This is a genomic window from uncultured Intestinimonas sp., from assembly GCF_944387245.1.
Lineage (GTDB): Bacteria > Bacillota > Clostridia > Oscillospirales > Oscillospiraceae > Intestinimonas.
The window spans coordinates 1-18,468 of sequence record NZ_CALXEE010000017.1 but is presented as its reverse complement, the minus strand read 5'-3'; the positions used below and the strand labels follow the sequence as shown (position 1 = coordinate 18,468).

At 62.0% G+C, this 18,468-nt stretch carries 16 protein-coding genes and 1 pseudogene; 14 read left to right on the top strand and 3 right to left on the bottom strand.

The window, feature by feature from the left end:
• From Q0K15_RS04005 to Q0K15_RS03940, 14 genes are all read left to right on the top strand, one after another.
• Window positions 1-297 (top strand): hypothetical protein, encoded by a 297-nt coding sequence (locus tag Q0K15_RS04005; RefSeq protein WP_294512526.1) that lies wholly within the window; start codon window positions 1-3, stop codon window positions 295-297.
• 101 nt (window positions 298-398) lie between these two features.
• Window positions 399-812 carry a division/cell wall cluster transcriptional repressor MraZ gene (mraZ, locus tag Q0K15_RS04000; protein WP_294512606.1) on the top strand — a complete coding sequence of 138 codons (414 nt, stop codon included), beginning with the start codon at window positions 399-401 and terminating at the stop codon, window positions 810-812.
• A 21-nt stretch (window positions 813-833) separates the two neighbouring features.
• Window positions 834-1,766, top strand: a complete 933-nt coding sequence (gene rsmH, locus Q0K15_RS03995) for a 16S rRNA (cytosine(1402)-N(4))-methyltransferase RsmH (RefSeq protein ID WP_294512523.1) — start codon at window positions 834-836, stop codon at window positions 1,764-1,766.
• A 68-nt stretch (window positions 1,767-1,834) separates the two neighbouring features.
• Window positions 1,835-2,392, top strand: coding sequence for a hypothetical protein (locus Q0K15_RS03990; protein ID WP_294512520.1), 558 nt, complete (start codon window positions 1,835-1,837; stop codon window positions 2,390-2,392).
• A gap of 110 nt (window positions 2,393-2,502) precedes the next feature.
• Window positions 2,503-4,932: a penicillin-binding transpeptidase domain-containing protein gene (locus tag Q0K15_RS03985; RefSeq protein ID WP_294512517.1), complete on the top strand. Its 2,430-nt coding sequence runs from the start codon at window positions 2,503-2,505 to the stop codon at window positions 4,930-4,932.
• Between the two features lie 16 nt (window positions 4,933-4,948).
• Window positions 4,949-6,418, top strand: coding sequence for a UDP-N-acetylmuramoyl-L-alanyl-D-glutamate--2,6-diaminopimelate ligase (locus tag Q0K15_RS03980; RefSeq protein ID WP_294512513.1), 1,470 nt, complete (start codon window positions 4,949-4,951; stop codon window positions 6,416-6,418).
• Between the two features lie 89 nt (window positions 6,419-6,507).
• The gene (mraY, locus tag Q0K15_RS03975; protein WP_294512510.1) at window positions 6,508-7,515 is read left to right on the top strand and encodes a phospho-N-acetylmuramoyl-pentapeptide-transferase; all 1,008 of its coding nucleotides are present in this window, start codon (window positions 6,508-6,510) and stop codon (window positions 7,513-7,515) included.
• A gap of 34 nt (window positions 7,516-7,549) precedes the next feature.
• Window positions 7,550-8,758 carry a putative lipid II flippase FtsW gene (ftsW, locus tag Q0K15_RS03970; protein ID WP_294512506.1) on the top strand — a complete coding sequence of 403 codons (1,209 nt, stop codon included), beginning with the start codon at window positions 7,550-7,552 and terminating at the stop codon, window positions 8,756-8,758.
• A gap of 12 nt (window positions 8,759-8,770) precedes the next feature.
• Window positions 8,771-9,895, top strand: a complete 1,125-nt coding sequence (gene murG / locus Q0K15_RS03965) for an undecaprenyldiphospho-muramoylpentapeptide beta-N-acetylglucosaminyltransferase (RefSeq protein WP_294512503.1) — start codon at window positions 8,771-8,773, stop codon at window positions 9,893-9,895.
• 75 nt (window positions 9,896-9,970) lie between these two features.
• Window positions 9,971-11,257, top strand: a complete 1,287-nt coding sequence (gene murA / locus Q0K15_RS03960; RefSeq protein WP_294512500.1) for a UDP-N-acetylglucosamine 1-carboxyvinyltransferase — start codon at window positions 9,971-9,973, stop codon at window positions 11,255-11,257.
• Window positions 11,258-11,338: 81 nt separating this feature from the next.
• Window positions 11,339-12,115, top strand: coding sequence for an FtsQ-type POTRA domain-containing protein (locus tag Q0K15_RS03955; protein ID WP_294512497.1), 777 nt, complete (start codon window positions 11,339-11,341; stop codon window positions 12,113-12,115).
• A 127-nt stretch (window positions 12,116-12,242) separates the two neighbouring features.
• The gene (ftsZ, locus tag Q0K15_RS03950) at window positions 12,243-13,382 is read left to right on the top strand and encodes a cell division protein FtsZ (RefSeq protein ID WP_294512493.1); all 1,140 of its coding nucleotides are present in this window, start codon (window positions 12,243-12,245) and stop codon (window positions 13,380-13,382) included.
• A gap of 466 nt (window positions 13,383-13,848) precedes the next feature.
• On the top strand, window positions 13,849-14,778 hold the full coding sequence (locus Q0K15_RS03945) for a magnesium transporter CorA family protein (protein ID WP_294512490.1): 930 nt from the start codon (window positions 13,849-13,851) through the stop codon (window positions 14,776-14,778).
• 148 nt (window positions 14,779-14,926) lie between these two features.
• The gene (locus Q0K15_RS03940) at window positions 14,927-16,075 is read left to right on the top strand and encodes a helix-turn-helix transcriptional regulator (protein WP_294512487.1); all 1,149 of its coding nucleotides are present in this window, start codon (window positions 14,927-14,929) and stop codon (window positions 16,073-16,075) included.
• Between the two features lie 18 nt (window positions 16,076-16,093).
• Here the strand turns inward: Q0K15_RS03940 and Q0K15_RS03935 are convergent, their stop codons facing one another.
• The 3 genes and pseudogenes from Q0K15_RS03935 to Q0K15_RS03925 all read right to left on the bottom strand — a co-directional run.
• Window positions 16,094-16,549 carry a phosphate-starvation-inducible PsiE family protein gene (locus Q0K15_RS03935; RefSeq protein ID WP_294512604.1) on the bottom strand — a complete coding sequence of 152 codons (456 nt, stop codon included), beginning with the start codon at window positions 16,547-16,549 and terminating at the stop codon, window positions 16,094-16,096.
• Between the two features lie 29 nt (window positions 16,550-16,578).
• Window positions 16,579-17,607, bottom strand: a complete 1,029-nt coding sequence (locus Q0K15_RS03930; protein ID WP_294512484.1) for an aminotransferase class I/II-fold pyridoxal phosphate-dependent enzyme — start codon at window positions 17,605-17,607, stop codon at window positions 16,579-16,581.
• Between the two features lie 69 nt (window positions 17,608-17,676).
• Window positions 17,677-18,468: pseudogene (locus Q0K15_RS03925) on the bottom strand (glutamine--tRNA ligase); the annotation flags it as partial.

The window sequence follows — 18,468 nt, the reverse complement described above, 5'->3', positions numbered from 1 at the left end:
TTGGACCTGTCCCCGTTTTATATAAAAAATTTTCCATCAACGGCGGCAGGACAAATCTGTGATTTGCCCTGCCGCTTTTTTGCCCTCTTTTGTGATGGGAAAAAGTTTTCCACAAACGGTGCAAAAATGTACCGAGAAACCACCGGTCCGGAAAAGAACGGCCCCTTTTTCAAAATGTTGCCAAAAAAGGGCCTGAAGGAGCAGGTTCAAAACTGCAATAGAACAAATGTTTTATTACAAAAAATGGTCGATTTTTCCCGAAATATCTGGGATATTCGGAGAAAAAAGAGGGAATAAACCCTTGCAATTTTAGGGCGGAACCATTATACTGAAACTACTGGTGGAGCGAAATGGAGTAAAGTAGAGCGAAATGGAGGGAGGGGCACAGCTTGGGCAGCGTGACCGGCACCTATGAACACAGTGTCGACGCCAAGGGCCGGCTGTTTATCCCTGCCAAGCTCCGGGAGGAGCTGGGCGAGACCTTCTATCTGGCCATGGGGGTGGATACCTGCCTGGCCATCTATCCCCAGGAGAGCTGGGACCGCTTTACGGAGAAATTCTCCTCCCTCCCCATTAGCAAGTCAAAAGCCATGCGCTCTCTGTTTGCCAACGCGGTGAAATGCGTTCCGGACAGCCAGGGGCGCATTGTCATCCCCCAGAGGCTGCGGATGTACGCTGACCTGGGGAAGGACGTGGTTATCATCGGCGTCCACGACCGGGCGGAGATTTGGAGCGCGGAGCGCTGGAACGCCGAGGAGGAGGAAATGACGCCCGAGAAGATGGCGGCGCTCATGGATTCTCTGGAGCTGTAAGACAGAGGGAGGCGTGCCGCCGTGACCTATATCCACAAGCCGGTGCTTCTGCAGGAGTGTCTGGAGGGGCTGAAGATCCGTCCCGAGGGGACCTATGTGGACGGGACCCTGGGGCGGGCAGGCCATTCCCGGGAGATCGTCTCCCGACTGACCACCGGCCGGCTCATCTGTATCGACCGGGACCAGGCTGCGCTGGATGCGGCGGAGGACAGGCTGGCCGGCCACATGGACAAGGTGACCCTCATCCATGGCAACTTCGGCGATCTGGCCGAACTGCTGGACGAGCGGGGAATCTCAGGAGTGGACGGAATGCTCTTCGATCTTGGAGTGTCTTCCCCTCAGCTGGACGACCCGGAGCGGGGCTTTTCCTATATGCACGACGCGCCGCTGGACATGCGGATGGATCGCTCCGAGACCCTCACCGCCTACACGGTGGTGAATGAGTGGTCTCAGGAGGAGTTAAGGCGGATTTTGTGGCAGTATGGTGAGGAGCGGTATGCCCCTCAAATTTCTGTTGCTATCGTACGCCGGCGGGCAGAGGCGCCCATCGGTACCACGCTGGAGCTGGTGGATGTGATCCGCAGCGCTATGCCGGCCCAGGCCCTGCGGGAGAAGCAGCACCCGGCCAAGCGGAGCTTTCAGGCCATCCGCATCGCCGTCAACGATGAGCTCGCCGCCGTGGACCGGATGCTCCGGGCGGCGGTGCCTCGGCTCTCGACGGGAGGTCGGCTGTGCGTCATCTCCTTCCACTCCCTGGAGGACCGCATTGTGAAAAACGTCCTGGCGGAGTTCGCCAAGGGCTGTACCTGTCCCCCGGACTTTCCGGTGTGCGTGTGCGGCAAGAAGCCGCAGATCACGCTGACGCCCCGGAAGCCCATATTGCCCACAGCGGAAGAGATTGAGGAAAACCCCCGGGCCCGCAGTGCTAAGCTGCGGGTGGCGGAGAAGCGATAGAGAGGCGCCCCTGAAGGGGCGGGAGGGAGCGTTGCGCTCCCAACACGAAAGAGATTGGAGTGACCTGCATGGCGAGCGCTGCGGCCAGGAGAAAAAGCAGATACGACCACCCGCGTGGTACCTATGGAAACCTGGCCTATGCCCAGCCCGCCGCCCGCCCTCAGGAGCGGGGCGGGTCCGAGGTCCTTCGTCCCCAGCCCAAGGTCCGTCCCAGAGAGCGGGCCCTCACCCGGCCCAAGGTACGGGTCCGGGAGGCGGGGCAGATCTCTGTCTTCGCGGTGGTGGGCTTCCTGGCGGTGGGTGTCTTTGCTGTGCTGCTCATGCTCAGCACCGTGCAGCTCACCATGGTCAGCGACGAGGTGGTCTCCCTGCGGAGCGAGCTCTCCGACCTCCAGAGTGAGGAGGCCAAGCTCATGGCCCAGTACGAGCTGGCCTTTGACCCCAGCACCATCGAAGAAAAGGTGACCGCTGACGGGAGCATGGTCAAGCCTGCGGCGGGACAGATCTATACCCTGGATCTCTCCGAAGCCGACAGTGTGGTCCACTACGACCAGGAAAGCACGGGCACGGGTTTCCTGGCTACGGTGCAGGGGATGATCGACAGCGCACTGTCATATTTCCGCTGAGCCCACGCATACAGTGGGAGAGAAGCGGGCCATAGAGAGAACCAAAGGGCGTAAGAAAACAGAGCTTTTCTTACGCCCTTGTTCATCATCCGGAGCATAAGGAGACCAGCATGGCACAGAAAGAGCGCAAAAACAGCACAGGCGGCACCGACTGCCGCCAGAACCGCACCATCCTGGGGCGCACCATCTTCCTGATGGCGGTGTTCGGGGTGCTGGCCTTTGTTCCCCTGCTATGGAAGCTGTGGCAGATCCAGATCGTGGATTACCGCTTCTACCAGGAGAAGGCCATCAGCCAGCAGACCAGGGATATGCTGGTCACCGCCCCCAGAGGTACCATCTATGACTCCCAGGGGAATATCCTGGCGGTGTCCACCGATGTTTACAATGTGGTCATCTCCCCCAAGGACATCCTGGCAGCAGAGGAGACCAAGGCCGAGTCGGGGGGGAAGAAGGCCGCCAAGGGCAACCAGCTCACCGATGCCGAGAGTGCCGCCATGGCTGGTCGCTATCAGGAGTTCGTGGCCGAGGGCCTGGCGGAAATCCTGGGGGTGGAGACCGATACCATCCTCAAGCGCATGGAGAACACCGGCTCCCAGTATGAGGTGCTCCAGTGGCGGGTGGACGACGATGTCTCCACTGCCGTGCGCACCTTCCAGGAGGAAAATGGCCTCTATCCCGGCGTCTATCTCCTACCCGATACCAAGCGGGTCTATCCTTACAGCTCCCTAGCCGCCCAGGTCATCGGCTGGGTCAATGTCAATGATGGCAACCGGGGGGCCTACGGCATCGAGGCCAAGTATGAGGACCTGCTGGCCGGGGAGCCGGGCCGGGTGGTCACCGCAAAGAAAAACGACGGCACCGAGATGCTCTCCAGCTACGAGAGCTATGTGGATGCTCAGCCGGGGCTCAACGTCCAGCTCACCATTGACGCCACCATCCAGAGCTATTGTGAAAAGGCCCTGGCCGACGGAATCACCTCCTATGAGGTCCGCAACGGCGGCTTCTGTATTGTCATGAACCCCAAGACAGGGGCCATCCTGGCCATGGCATCTTCGCCCAACTATGACCTCAACCAGCCCCGGAGCATCACCGATCCCGTCCTGGCGGCCTATCTGGAAAAGGTCCAGAACGATCCCTCCGCCAATGAGGACGCCTATGCCGAGGCACTTCAGGAGGCTCAGTACACCCAGTGGACCAACCGGGTGGTCACCGACACCTACGAGCCCGGCTCCACCTTCAAGATCATGGTCCTGGCCGCCGCCCTGGAGGAGGGCGTGGTCAACCAGAATTCTCACTTCTATTGCCCAGGCTATAAGATCGTGGCTGACCGGCGCATCAGCTGTTCCAAACATGAGGGCCACGGGGGCCAGACGCTGGCCCAGGCGGTGGCCAACTCCTGTAACCCCGCCTTCATCGAGATCGGGCAGGCCCTGGGGGCGGAAAAGTTCTACCAGTACCTGCTGGACTTCGGCATCATCGGCAAGACGGGCATCGACATCCAGGGGGAGGCCGACAACACCAACCTGGTGTGGACCCACGACTACTTCACCGGCATCTACGGCGAGGTCTCCCTGGCTACCGCCTCCTTCGGCCAGACCTTCCGTCTCACCCCCATCCAGCTCATCACCGCCGCCAGCGCTGCCGTCAACGGTGGTCACCTGATGCAGCCCTATGTGGTGCAGGCCCTCACCGACCAGGAGGGCAATGTGGTGGAGCAGACCGAGCCCACCGAGGTCCGGCAGGTGGTCAGCGAGTCCACCTCCGCCATGGTCCGGGAGATGCTCTACGGCGTGGTCAACGGCGGCACCGGTAAAAACGCCAATGTGGAGGGCTACCGCATCGGCGGCAAAACGGGTACCTCCGAGAAGCGGGACGAGGACACCGGCGACCTCATTGTCTCCTTCCTGGGTGTGGCCCCCGCCGACGATCCCCAGATCGTGGTCCTCATCGCCTTCGACAGTCCCACCCCCGTGGTGCCGGGCAGCGACTATACCTCCCATGGCTTCTACATCAGCGGCGGCAACATGGGCGCCCTGTCCGCTGGTTCCCTTATCGCCGACATCCTGGACTACCTGGGTGTGGAGAAGGTATACAGCGACAGCTCCTACGCCGATGTGGTGGTGCCCAACGCCGTGGGCCTGAGCCAGGCTGACGCCATCAAACTGCTCCAGTCCAAGGGTCTGGGCTACCGGGTGGTGGGCGACGGCGCCGCCGTCACCGACCAGCTCCCCGCCCAGGGCGTTTCCATCCCGGGCAAGAGCGAGGTAGTCCTGTACCTGGGCGCCGAAAAGCCCACGGAGCAGGTCTCCGTCCCCGACCTCATCCGCATGACGGCGTCGGCAGCGGAGCAGGCACTGGAGAAGCTGGGCCTGTATATGCGGCCCATCGGCGTCACCGACTATTCCGATACCACCATCGCCACTGAACAGTCCATCACGGCCGGTACCATGGTGGACCCGGGCACCGTGGTGGAGGTGCAGTTCATGGATACCGCGGTGCAGGATTATGCCGCCATTGGAAACATCTCCAACATCCATTGAGTAAGGGAGGCGCGTCATGCGACTGGAGGAGCTGCGGAAGGGAGTGCCCCTGAGGGGCGGGACGTGGAAAGATGACACGGAGATCACCGGCATCAGCTACGACACCCGCACCATAGCGCCGGGGAACCTCTTCGCGGCCCTGCCAGGCTACAAGGCCGACGGGCAGGACTTCATCGCCGAGGCGCTGGAAAAGGGGGCGGCGGCGGTCCTCTGCCGCCGTGCCCCGAGCTTTCCCGGTCCTTGGCTGGTGGCGGAGGACCCCCGGGCTGCCCTGGCGCTGATCTCCGCCAACTGGTTCGGCCATCCGGCGGAAAAGCTCACCTGCGTGGCCGTCACCGGCACCAACGGCAAGACCACCACCACCTACCTCCTGAAGGCGGTGCTGGAGAGTGCCCTGGGGGCCAAGGTGGGCCTCATCGGCACCAACCAGAACCTGATCGGAGACCGGGTGCTCCCCGCCAACCGCACCACCCCGGAGTCCTATGAGCTCCAGGCCCTGCTCCGGGCCATGGTCAGCGCCGGCTGCACCCACGTGGTGATGGAGGCCTCCTCCATCGCCCTGGACCAGCGGCGGACCTTCGGCGTCCGCTTCGCCGCCGGGATTTTTACCAACCTCACCGAGGACCATTTGGACTACCACGGCACCATGGAGGCCTACCGGGACGCAAAGGGCCGGCTCTTCCGCCAGACCGATCTGGCCATCCTCAACCTGGACGACGAGGCGGGGAGATGGTACGCCGAACACGTTCCCTGTCCTGTATTTACCTACTCCGAGCGGAAGGACCGGGCCGACCTGGTGGCCAAAAACCTTCGGCTCTACCCCAGCCATGTGGAGTTTGAGGCGGTGGCCCAAAATACCATCGGCCGGGTCTTCCTGCCCATCCCCGGCGGCTTTTCCATCTATAACGCTCTGGGCGTCATCGCCTGCGCCCTCAACCTGGGCATCGGCATGGAACAGATCGTCACCGCCCTGCGGTCGGCCCCGGGGGTCAAGGGCAGGGTGGAGGTGGTGCCGGTACCGGCGGCCTATACCGTCATCATCGACTACGCCCATACCCCGGACGCCCTGGAGAACATCCTCACCACCGTCCGGGACCTCACCGACCGGCGGGTTCTCTGCCTCTTCGGCTGCGGCGGTGACCGGGACCGGACCAAGCGGCCGGTGATGGGTGCCATCGCGGCGGACCTTGCCGACCTGGTGGTGGTGACCTCTGACAACCCACGCACCGAGGAGCCGGAGGCCATCATCGACGATATCCTCCGGGGCATGGACGGAGCGGCCACCCCGGTGGTGGTAGAGCCCGACCGGGTGGAGGCCATCCACAGGGTCCTGGACCTGGCCGCCACCGGCGACGTGGTGGTGCTGGCAGGGAAAGGGCATGAGACCTACCAGGAGGTAGGGGAAGAGCGCCGCCACCTGGATGAGCGGGAAGTGGTGGCTCAGCACTTCGCCCGACGAGCGATATTTGGGAAAAAAGAGGCCTAATGTCCGCAATCTGTGGATTTCTCCGATTGTGGTTTCCAGTGGGCCGTGATATAATCCCCTTTCGGGACTTTCCCCAGGAGGTTGAAAATATGAGAATTCTGATCGCCGCGCTCTGTTCCTTTGTGCTGTCGGCTGTGGCCGGCAAGTTCCTCATCCCCGTACTGCGCCGGATGAAGGCCGGTCAGTCCATCAAGGAGGACGGCCCCACCTGGCACATGTCCAAGCAGGGGACCCCCACCATGGGCGGACTGATGTTCATCTTCGGAATCCTGGCCACCATCATCCTCATCGGCTGGCCCGACCTGCTCCGGGGGGACTTTCGGGCTCTCTTCGTCTTCTGCTTCGCCCTGGTCTTCGGTGTCATCGGCTACCTGGACGACTATGAGAAGGTGAAGAAACGGGAGAACACCGGCCTCACCGCCGGTCCCAAGTTCCTCCTCCAACTGGCCGCCGCCATCGCCTTCACCGCCTTGCTGCGGTACTTCGGCTACCTGGCCCCCCACCTCTATATCCCCTTCCTCCAGATCACCATTGAGCTGCCCTGGGTGGTCTACATGGCCTTTGCCGCCTTCGTCATGGTGGGCACTGTCAACGCTGTCAACATCACCGACGGTGTGGACGGCCTGAGCTCCAGCGTCACCCTGCCCGTGGCCGCCTTCTTCTCCGCCGTGGCCTGGTACTGGGGTGTGGCCGACCTGGGTGTTTTCGGCGGCGCCCTCTTCGGCGGTCTGTGTGCCTTCCTCATCTACAACCACTACCCCGCCAAGGTCTTTATGGGCGACACCGGCTCCCTCTTCCTGGGCGGCGCCGTGTGCGGCCTGGCCTTTGCCTTCGACATGCCTCTGGTCCTGATCCTGGTGGGCATTGTCTATATTGCTGAGACCCTCTCCGACATCATTCAGGTGACCTATTTCAAGGTCACCCATGGCAAGCGCATCTTTAAGATGGCCCCCCTCCACCACCACTTTGAGATGTGTGGGTGGAGTGAGAAGAAGGTGGTGGCCGTCTTTGCACTGGTGTCCCTTCTCTTCTGTGCCCTGGCCTTTGTGGGCGTGATGGACCGGTATGCCGCTTTCCTGGACGCGAACCTCTTCTAAAATCCTCAATTTACCCTGAAAGGCAGGAGATCCGATGGCCCGAAAACTCAAACGTGACCTCACCGTGGAGGAACAGCTGGCACGGGGACCACTGGACCTGCCCTTTCTCATGCTGGTGCTGCTGCTCACCGCCATCGGCGTCATCATGATGTTCTCCGCCTCCTACGCCGACGCCCTCTACAACATGGATGACCCCACCTATTATTTTATGCGCCAGGGTCTCTTTGCTGTCGGCGGTGTGGTCATCATGTATATCATGAGCAAGATCAACTACCAAACCCTGCGGTGGCTCTCCGTCTTTGCCCTGGTGGGCTCCATCATCCTGCTCGTCATGGTGAAGATCCCCGGCATCGGCGCCAGCGGCGGCGGTGCCAACCGCTGGATTCGGGCCATTGGCCCGCTGCCCCGGTGGCAGCCCTCTGAGGCCGCCAAGCTGGGCGTCATCCTCTACTTCTCCGCCCGGCTCTCCAAGCGGAACACGGAAAAAAAGCGCCATTTCAATAAGCGCACCTACTCCGGCCACTTCCTGGAGCTGCTGGACCGCATCGGTTTTCTGGAGCTGGTGCCCTACGGCGTGGTGCTGGTCATCATCGCGGGGTTGCTCCTCCTCCAGCCCCACCTCTCCGCCACCATCCTCATCCTGGCCATCGGCGCCTCCATCCTCTTTGCCGCCGGTATCCGGCTGGGCTGGTTCGCGGCGGGCGGCGCCTTCATGGTGGCCGCATTGTGGCTGGTGGTCAACACCACCGACTATATGGCCGACCGCATCGCCATCTGGCAGAATCCCTGGACCGATACCCAGGGAGACGGTTACCAGATCGTCCAGTCCCTCTACGCCATTGGCTCAGGAGGCCTGCTGGGCCTTGGCCTTGGAAATTCAAGACAGAAATTCCTCTATCTCCCTGAACTTCAGAACGACTATGTGTTTCCCATCGTGTGTGAGGAGCTGGGCTTCATCGGTGCGGCCATGATCCTTCTCCTCTTCGCCCTGCTCATCATCCGGGGCTACTGGCTGGCCCTTCATGCCCGGGACCGGTTCGGCGCCCTCCTCATCGTGGGCATCACCACCCAGGTGGCCGTCCAGGTCTTTTTGAACATCGGCGTGGTCACCAACCTCATTCCCCCCACCGGCATCTCCCTGCCGTTTTTCAGCTACGGCGGCACCGCCCTGGTGATTCAGCTGGTGGAGATGGGCATCGTCCTCAGCGTATCCAGACAGATCCCGGCTCCCAAAGCCGGATGAGAAGGTGTTGAAGTGAAGATTCTCTTTACCTGCGGCGGCACCGCCGGCCACATCAACCCGGCCATTGCCCTGGCCCGGCTCTTTCAGTCCCGGCACCAGGACTGCCAAGTCCTTTTCGCCGGGGCGGACAACGGCATGGAGCGGACCCTGGTGCCCCACGAGGGCTACGAGCTGCGCACGGTCCACGTGAACACCATCCACCGGGCGTGGAAGTGGAAGGACATCAAGCACAATGTTATGACAGTGGTCACCCTGCCCCAGGCCCGGCGGCAGGCCCGGGCCATCCTGGATGAATTCAAGCCCGACCTGGTGGTGGGTACCGGCGGCTACGCCTCCTACCCCGTGGTGAAGGAGGCCGCCCGACGGGGTATCCCCACTGCCGTCCATGAGTCCAACGCTGTGCCCGGCCTCACCACCAAGCTCCTGTCCAAGGTGGTGGACCGGGTCATGGTGGGCTTTGAGGACTCCCGAAAGCACTACCCACACCCGGAGCGGGTAGTGGTCACCGGTACGCCGGTGCGGCGGGACTTCTTCGATCACACCCGAAAGGAGGCCCGGGAGGCTTTGGGCCTGGCCGACGACCGTCCTCTGGTCCTCTCCTACTGGGGAAGTCTGGGTGCCGACGTCATGAACCGGTATATGGCCGACTTCCTCCAGGCCGAGGCGGCGGAGGGCTTCCCCTTCCACCACATCCACGGCGCCGGGCGGAACTATAAGAGCCTCACCGCCGCTCTGGCGGAGCGCGGTGTGGAGCTCACCGGCGGGGCGGAGGTGCGGGAGTATATCTACGATATGCCCCTGGTCATGGCCGCCGCCGACCTGGTGGTGTGCCGGGCGGGCGCCTCTACCATCTCGGAGCTCACCGCCATCGCCAAGCCCTGCGTGCTGGTGCCCTCTCCCAACGTGACCAACAACCACCAGGAGAAGAACGCCCGGGTGCTGGAGCACCACGGGGCGGCGGTGGTGCTGCTGGAGCCGGAGATCGACGGCGCCGCCCTCTACCGGGAGGTCAAGGCTCTGCTGGCCGACCCGGAGAAACGCGCGGCCATGTCCAAGGCCCTGACCGGCCTTTCAGTTACCGACGCCGCCGAGGAGATTTATCAAACCCTTATGTCCCTCATGAAAGAGGGGAAGTAACGCCCTTTGCTGTCACCCGTCCGCCCGGACGCATAGTATGGCCTGAAACCATCAACATGCGGAGGGTGGACGGTCATGAGCATTTATCAAGTGGAAGGCGGCAGAACGCTGGAAGGGACGGCCATAGTCCACGGGGCCAAAAACAGCGTCCTGCCTATTCTGGCGGCGGCGGTGCTGTGCCCCGGCGTCAGTGTGGTACATAATTGTCCCGATCTCTCGGATGTGCGGGCATCCATAGCGATCCTGGAGCACCTGGGCTGCAAGGTGGAGCGCTCCGGTGACACGGTGACGGTGGACGCCTCCGGGCTCACCCGGAACGACGTGCCCGACGCCCTCATGCGGGAGATGCGCTCCTCGGTGATCTTTCTGGGGGCCATCCTGGCCCGTACCGGGGCGGCGGAGCTGAGCATGCCCGGGGGCTGTGAGCTGGGGCCCCGGCCCATCGACCTGCACCTGGCGGCCATCCGGGCCCTGGGAGCGGAGATCCGGGAGGAGGGTGGCGCCCTCCACTGTGCCCTGCCCAAGGGCGGGCTCCGGGGTTGCCAGATCGACCTCTCCATCCCCAGCGTGGGGGCCACGGAGAACGCCATGCTCTGCGCCTGCGGAGCGGCGGGGACCACCGTCATCAACAATGCTGCCCGGGAGCCGGAGATCGTAGATCTCCAGGGCTTTCTGCGCACCCTGGGGGCTGACGTCCGGGGGGCGGGGACCTCCACGGTCACCGTCACCGGAGGAAAGACGCTTCACGGCGGAGAGCACACCGTCATGCCCGACCGGATCGTGGCGGCAACTCTGCTCTCAGCGGTGGCGGCGGCCGGGGGAGAGGCGGAGATTCTGGGCACCGATTACCGTCAGCTCTCCACCGTCACTGCCATCCTGACGGAGGCGGGCTGCCGGGTCCGCAGCGGGGAACAGCGGATCTCTATCCGCCGGGATGGCCCTCTCCAGGGAGTGCGGCCCATCCGCACAGCCCCTTATCCCGGCTTCCCCACCGACGCCCAGCCGCCGGTGATGGCGGCCTTGTGCAGGAGTCGGGGGACCACCGTCTTTGTGGAGAACATGTTTGAAAGCCGCTACCGCCATGTGGATGAGCTCTGCCGCATGGGGGCCAGAATCCGGGTGGAGGGCCGGGTGGCGGTGGTGTGCGGTGTGGAGAGACTCCACGGAGCGCCGCTGCGTGCCGCTGACCTGCGGGGCGGTGCTGCGCTGGTGGTGGCCGCCCTGGGAGCGGAGGGGGTGAGCCACATTGAGGGCCTGAGCCACATTGACCGGGGCTACCACGGGCTGGAAGAGACGCTGCGGGGCCTGGGCGCCCATATCCGCCGTCTGGAGGACGACGGGGGAGGCTTGCCCAAGTTGTAAGGATTTCTTAACGATTTCCTTACCTTTGTGTGGTATACTGACCCAACAAGGAAGAAAGAGAACGAATCCGGAGGCGGACCCATGGCATCACGGCGTTCCAACAAAAGAAAGCGGAGAAACCGGGGACGCTTCGGTTTCCTCTATAAAGTGCTCTCCCTCATCATCATCCTGGTGGTGATCGCTGCGGGCTGTGTGGTCTTTTTCCGGGTGGAGGACATCACCGTCACCGGCGTGAGCCGGTACACTGCCCAGGAGATCATCGATGCCTCCGGGGTGGAGAAGGGGGATAACCTGTTCCTGGTGGGGAGCTCGCGGACGGCGCAGAAAATTTATTCCACCCTCCCCTATGTGGATGAGGTGAACATCCGCCACGCCCTGCCCGATGGACTGGTCATCAATGTCACCGAGCGCACACCGGCTGCCGTCATTCAAGGGGATGAGGGCTGGTGGATCATAGACGCCAAGGGTAAGATCCTGGAGCAGGTCTCCAAGCCGGAGCAGGCGGGTGTGGCGGAGGTCTCCGGACTCACCGCCCTGCTCCCCGCCGTGGGGACTACTTTGGCGGTGGAGGATGCCGAGGGTCTCAAGCTGGAGAGCCTGATGGACCTGCTCTCCGCTCTGGAGCAGCGGGACATTCTGGGCGAGGTATCCTCCATCGATCTCTCCTCCGCCGCCGAGATCTCCATGGTCTATGATGGGCGTCTCACGGTGAAGATGCGCATGAGCGACGATTTCATGTGGCAGACCCGGGTGCTCACCGAATCCATGGCCCAGGGCATCATTCAGTCAAATGAGACAGGAGTGGTGGATCTCACCCTGGATCAGCCCCGATTTATCCCGAAAACGGCCGGAAGTTGACGGGGAAAGTGGAACGAAATCTTGCGCAGGCTATTGACCTAACTGGGAAAGAGAGATACAATACAGTATATTGGAATCAGTCTGCATAGCTTTACTATCACTAGTTGTTTACATAGGAGGAACGGGCATGGCTTTTGGATTGGATACAGGGCCTGAGAGCGTCGTCACCATTAAGGTCATCGGTGTGGGCGGCGGCGGCAGCAACGTTGTCAATCGCATGGTGCGCTCCGGCGTACAGGGCGTAGATTTTATCGCGGTCAATACGGACAAGCAGGCGCTGACCACTTCCAGCGCCACCTACAAGATCCAGATCGGCGAGAAACTCACCGGCGGCCAGGGCGCCGGCTCCAATCCGGAGGTAGGCCGCAAGTCCGCTGAGGAGAGCCGGGGCCAGATCGCCAAGGCGCTGGAGGATGCGGACATGGTCTTCATCACCGCCGGTATGGGCGGCGGCACCGGTACCGGTGCGGCGCCCATCGTGGCCGATATCGCCAAGGAGGCCGGACTGCTCACCGTGGGCGTGGTCACCAAACCCTTCGCCTTTGAGGGCCGCCGCCGCATGCTCCAGGCCGAGGCCGGTATCGAGGAGCTCCGGGGCAAGGTGGACTCCCTGGTCATCATCCCCAACGAGCGTCTGAAGTTTGCCACCGATCAGAAGATCACCTTCCAGAACGCCTTTGAAATTGCCGACGATGTGCTGCGCCAGGCGGTGCAGTCCATCTCCGACCTCATTAAGAACACCGGCTTCATCAACCTGGACTTCGCCGACGTCACCGCCGTCATGAAGGATGCCGGTATGGCTCACATGGGAGTGGGCCGGGCCGCCGGCAAGAACAAGGCCGAGGAGGCCGCCAAGATGGCCATTTCCAGCCCCCTGCTGGAGACCTCCATCAACGGCGCCCACGGCGTGCTGGTCAACGTCACCGGCTCCATGGACATCGGCCTGGAAGAGGTGGAGACCGCCGCCAATCTGGTGCAGCAGGCCGCCCACCCCGATGCCCTCATCATCTTTGGCGCCGCCTTCGACGAGGAGTTGGAGGATGAGATCCGGGTCACCGTCATCTCCACCGGCTTTGAAGAGGGCGCTGGCGGGCTCTCCAACAATGTGTTCTCCAACGGCCGTGACGCTGCCGGCAAGGAGCGGGCTGGAGGCGGGGCCAAGACACCGGGTGGAGCCAACGACCGCCCTGCGCTGGAGCCCCTTTCGGAGGAGCCGGAGGAAGACCCCTTTGTGGATATCTTCAAGATCTTCAACCGGGACAAGTAAAAAGTGGATCAACAGGGCCCGGAGCCGTATGGCTCCGGGCCTTTTCTGTCGAAACCGCACGGCTGCCACTGACAGTGGTATTTTGCTGGGGAAAGGACGGCATCAGATCCAAAAGGGCTTGCAATCCGAAGGAAAGGGGCTTATAATAATACCTGCTGAATAAACTGTAAAATGGTTTATTCGTGGGCATATATCCCACAATTTGGCATAAATATGTCTTTCCACAGTGGGAAAGACGATCCGTAAACCGAAGGAGTGATATGCGCCGTGAGCGGTGACCCTTTGAGTCGAAGACATCATGTACGTAGCACGGCGTATAGGCTCTGCGTCTGACCGATTTGGCCGGTGAGTACCGCACGCCTGATTCGCCGTTCAAGCCCGGGCGGGGAGACCCGCAGGGGCGGCAAAATGAGGCGGTGCGGGATTTTTATACCCATTTTCCCGTGCCGGGAAAGGCGTGATACCAATGCTGACCATTCACAAGACCATCAACGGCCAGATGACCAAACTGGACAAGGCGGAGGACGGCTGCTGGGTGAACCTCACCTATCCCACGGAGGACGAGATGTCCACCGTCACCGCGCTGCTGGGCATTGACCCAGGCTTTTTGAGAGCTGCACTGGATGAGGAGGAGACCTCCCGAATCGATACCGAGGACGGGCAGACCCTCATCATCATCGACCTCCCCGCGGTGGAGAAGGGGGACGCGGTAGTCTACTCCACCCTTCCCCTGGGCATCATCGTGGCGGAGAAGTGCATCATCACCGTCTGCCTGAAGGAGACCCCCATCATCCGGGACTTCCAGGACGGCCTGGTGAAGAATGCGGAGACCCAGAAGAAGACCAGCTTCATCCTCTATCTGCTGCTGCAGGTGGCCAAACGCTTCCTCCAGTACCTGAAGCAGATCGACAAGATCTACAACTATATGGAGCGCCAGCTCTACAAGTCCCAGCGGAACAAGGAGCTCATTCAGCTCCTAGATCTGGAAAAGTCTCTGGTTTACTTCAACACCTCACTGAAGGCCAACGAGGTGACGCTGGAGAAGATCCTCCGCGGCCGTATCATCACCCTCTACGAGGAGGACCACGACCTGCTGGAGGACGTGCTCATTGAGGTGCGTCAGGCCATTGAGATGGCCAACATTTACTCCTCCATCATCTCGGGTATGATGGATGCCTTTGCCAGCGTGATTTCCAACAACCTGAACGTCATCATGAAGGTGCTGACCTCCATCACCATCCTGCTGACCATCCCCAACATCGTCTTTGGTTTCTATGGCATGAATATCAACGGTAGCGGGCTGCCGTTGGACCAGTTCTGGTGGGTGCCGCTGATTATCACCGGCGTCATCATTGGTGTCATTGCCGTGATCCTGAAGAAGAAGGACCTGTTTTGAACCGGTGACCCCGGGCCGTATCTTTGGCCCGGGGTCTTGTGTTTTTGGGGCAATTCCCGGTATGCGAGACAGAATTCCCGGGCAATGGGGTGGCGTCGGGAGCCGATTCCATGGTACAATGACGCCAAAGAAAGGGGGCGAGACCCAAATGGAACAGAGCTTTTCAGAACGATTGAAGCAGTACCGGCGGGATAAAAACCTCACTCAGCAGGAGCTTGCCGACATGCTGGGGGTGAGCAACAAGACGGTCTCCCGGTGGGAAAGCGGCGGCGGGTATCCGGACGTCCCTCTGCTGGTACCCCTGGCCCGGGCTCTGGGGGTGGCAGTGGACGACCTGCTGGACGGGGAGAAGCCCATCCGGTCCCTGAGCCGGGCCGACTGGCAGAGTCTGCTGTCCTTTGCTTTTGCCCTGGGCGGCGGTGTGCTCTTCTATCTGCTGGACCTCTTTATGCCCATGGTGTTGTGCTACTGCGCCTACCTGGGCTGCATGGCCTATGGTGTCTACCTGCAAAAGTATTACACCTATCACAGCCGCTGGTTTCAGATCTCCAATGCCCTGATGTGTCTGGCGGTGAATCTCACCTTTGTGACCAAGACGGTCATCGCCGCAGTGGCATTGACGCTGTTTGGTTCCTCGCAGGCCATGCTGGGTGCCTCCGTTCAGGGACTTTTACTGAGCGGAAAGGGTGGATCAATCCTGTTTGGGGCTCTGGCCATCCTGGTGGGCGCCGTGGGACTGACCGCCGTGATCCAGTACCTGGTCTTCCGCTGGAGCAGCGGCGGCGATGCGTGCCGTCTGCGGCTGGTACTGGTCCGGCCGCCCATCCGCCGGCTGCTGCCGGGGCTGGTCCCCTGGCTGGCAGCCGCCTTCTGGCTCTTCTATGAGCGGCCGGATCTGCCGGTCGCGCTCTACGAGGGGCAGGAGTCGGCCTTCTCCCTCTGTCTGGCCATCCTGGCAGTGCTGGGGTCTCTGCCCCTGCTGGGCCGAGGACACCGGCGGTGGATTCCGGCGGTGTGGTGCATGACTGCCCTGTGCTGGGGAATGATCGGCCTCCGAGTATATAAGATAGCCTGGTCGCCGGTCACCCAGCGGCTCATCCCCTATTCCACCACGCTGGGGAGCATCTATGAGCCACTGGGTCAGGCCTCCTGGGCCATGCCGCTGGCGGCGGCGGCGCTGTGTGCCCTGTGGGTGCTGCTCCAGTGCGTGCGGTTCTCCAGAGTGGAGAAAAGAGAGTCTGTCCCTCCGGAGACTCCGCCGGAGGAAGCAGAAAAAGAGCACGACCCATCTGAGTGATGGGGCGTGCTCTTTTGTTCAATGACGACCAGCGCCGATGTGTTCTTCTATGGGGTCATCGGAGCGGGGAACGGTAAGGGTCTGCTTATCGTCTAGTCCGGGGATGAAAAGGAATTTGCGGATGAGGAAGAGAGCGGCAATGGCGGCCACCATCAGCAGATTTTCCGCAGGGGAGGTGTGCTCGATGACCATCTGGCGAGAGATCGCGAAGAGGAGGACCTCCACTACCGAGCTCAGGTTGTGACGGCTGAGCATTTTCAGAAACTCAATGCCGATGACGACAGTAAAGGTAGTGGACAGGAACGACTGAAGGCCGTCCACGCTGCTGGGATCTGTGGCCATAAGGCCCAACTGGTGAAAGATGGTGGCAAAGGAGAACAGGATCGCGAGGATCACCAGAACGCTGACCAGAATTTCCAGTAGCTGGGCGATGCGGTAGATGGTGTTTGGGATCTTGATCTTCAGATAGTACATAATATCCACAGTTGGGTCCCTCCTGTCTGTCAGCGCAGGGCGGCCAGGAAGCCGTCCACGTCCTCGGGGGCGGTGGCGAAGCAGGTAACGAAGCGGATCACAGTGTGGCCGGGCTCCTGAGCGGGGCACCAGTCCTCATAGGCGCACAGGGTGTCAAGTTTGGCTTTGGTGGCGTTGTCCACCACGGCAAAAACCTGATTGGTGGGGGAGTCCACCCACAGCTTCCAGCCCAGAGACTTCAGGCCGGCCTGGAGACGGGCGGCCATGGCGTTGGCGTGGCGGGCCATCTCAAAGTAGAGGCCGTCTTTCAGCAGGGCCTCAAACTGGACCCCCAGCAGCCAGCCCTTGGCCAGCACTGCACCCAGCTGCTTTTTGATGCGGAAGAAATCGGGCTGGAGGGCGGGGTTGGTGATGACCAGGGCCTCGCCCATGAGGGCGCCGTTCTTGGTGCCGCCGATGTAGAAGGCATCGGTGAGCCGGGCCAGATCGGGGAGGGTCAGGTCATTTTGGGAGGAGGCCAGGGCGGAGCCCAGCCGGGCGCCGTCCAGGAAGAGGAGCAGGTCATTGGACCGGCAGTACTCGGAGAGGGCGGTGAGTTCAGCCTTGGTGTAGACCATGCCGCTCTCGGTGGCATCGGCGATCTCCACCAGCCGGGGCTTGACCAGATGTACGTCCTTGTGCCGCTCCAGGATGGGCGCGATCTGCGCCGGAGTAATCTTGCCGTCAGAACCGGTATGGATCTGGAGAATCTTGTGGCCGGTGGCCTCCACAGCGCCCACCTCGTGGCCGTTGATGTGGGAGGAGTCGGCGGCAATGACGCCCTCCCAGGGCCGCAGGAAGGCGGCGATGGCGGTGAAGTTGGTCTGGGTGCCGCCGATGAGGAACTGCACCTCGGACTGGGGGCACTGGCACAAATCCCGGATCAGAGACTTGGCCCGATCACAGTAGGCGTCATCGCCGTAGCCGATGTTGCCCTCCAGATTGGTCTCAGCCAGAGCGGAGAGGACCTTGGGATGGGCGCCGAAGGAGTAGTCGTTGCGGAAGAGATACTGCTTCATCTTTTATGACCTCCAAGTGCGGAATTAAAAACGGCGGGCGGCCTCTGGCCGTCCGCCGTTCGCTGCCGCTTAGAATTTGAAAGAATCCTTCAGGCTCACAGAGCGGTTGAAAACCAGATGGCCGGGCTTGGAGTCCTTGTTGTCCACGCAGAAGTAGCCCTGGCGCAGGAACTGGAAGGAGGCGGGGGCCTGGGCGTCAGCCAGGCAGCGCTCCACCTTGGCGCCGCTGAGGACCTCCAGGGAGTTGGGGTTCAGGCAGTCCAGGAAATTCTTGTCGCCGGCGTCGGGGTCGGCGTCGGAAAAGAGGTTGTCGTAGAGCCGGATCTCGGCGTCCACGGCGGTGGCGGCGTCCACCCAGTGGATGGTGGCGCCCTTCACCTTCCGTCCGTCGGCGGGATCGCCGCCGCGGCTGTCGGGATCATAGGTGGCGTAGATCTCCACCACGTTGCCGCTTTCATCCTTCTTGCAGCCGGTGCACTGGATCAGGTAGGCGCCCTTCAGGCGGCACTCGGGGCCGTCGGGGTAGAGACGCTTGTACTTGGGCACGGGGGTCTCCAGGAAGTCCTCGGCCTCCACATAGATCTCCCGGGAGAAGGTGACCTCACGGGTGCCGTCCTCGGGACGGTTGGGGTTGTTCTCCACGGTGAAGGTCTCGCTCTGGCCCTCAGGGTAGTTGGTGATGACCAGCTTCACCGGGCGGAGAACCGCCATCCGGCGGAGGGCTACGTCGTTCAGATCCTCCCGGAGGCAGTGCTCCAGGAAGGCGAACTCCACGGTGGAGGCGGCCTTGCTCACGCCGTTGCGCTCGGAGAAGTTGCGGATGGAGCGGGGGGTGTAGCCCCGGCGGCGCAGACCGCACAG

Excerpts from the sequence above, each read along its gene's own strand:
- mraY (WP_294512510.1), top strand. The coding sequence starts at position 6,508 with ATGAGAATTCTGATCGCCGCGCTCTGTTCCTTTGTGCTGTCGGCTGTG.
- Q0K15_RS03930 (WP_294512484.1), bottom strand. The coding sequence starts at position 17,607 with ATGAAGCAGTATCTCTTCCGCAACGACTACTCCTTCGGCGCCCATCCC.
- Q0K15_RS03980 (WP_294512513.1), top strand. The coding sequence starts at position 4,949 with ATGCGACTGGAGGAGCTGCGGAAGGGAGTGCCCCTGAGGGGCGGGACG.
- murA (WP_294512500.1), top strand. The coding sequence starts at position 9,971 with ATGAGCATTTATCAAGTGGAAGGCGGCAGAACGCTGGAAGGGACGGCC.
- Q0K15_RS03990 (WP_294512520.1), top strand. The coding sequence starts at position 1,835 with ATGGCGAGCGCTGCGGCCAGGAGAAAAAGCAGATACGACCACCCGCGT.
- Q0K15_RS03985 (WP_294512517.1), top strand. The coding sequence starts at position 2,503 with ATGGCACAGAAAGAGCGCAAAAACAGCACAGGCGGCACCGACTGCCGC.
- Q0K15_RS03935 (WP_294512604.1), bottom strand. The coding sequence starts at position 16,549 with ATGTACTATCTGAAGATCAAGATCCCAAACACCATCTACCGCATCGCC.
- Q0K15_RS03955 (WP_294512497.1), top strand. The coding sequence starts at position 11,339 with ATGGCATCACGGCGTTCCAACAAAAGAAAGCGGAGAAACCGGGGACGC.
- Q0K15_RS03940 (WP_294512487.1), top strand. The coding sequence starts at position 14,927 with ATGGAACAGAGCTTTTCAGAACGATTGAAGCAGTACCGGCGGGATAAA.
- ftsZ (WP_294512493.1), top strand. The coding sequence starts at position 12,243 with ATGGCTTTTGGATTGGATACAGGGCCTGAGAGCGTCGTCACCATTAAG.
- ftsW (WP_294512506.1), top strand. The coding sequence starts at position 7,550 with ATGGCCCGAAAACTCAAACGTGACCTCACCGTGGAGGAACAGCTGGCA.
- Q0K15_RS03945 (WP_294512490.1), top strand. The coding sequence starts at position 13,849 with ATGCTGACCATTCACAAGACCATCAACGGCCAGATGACCAAACTGGAC.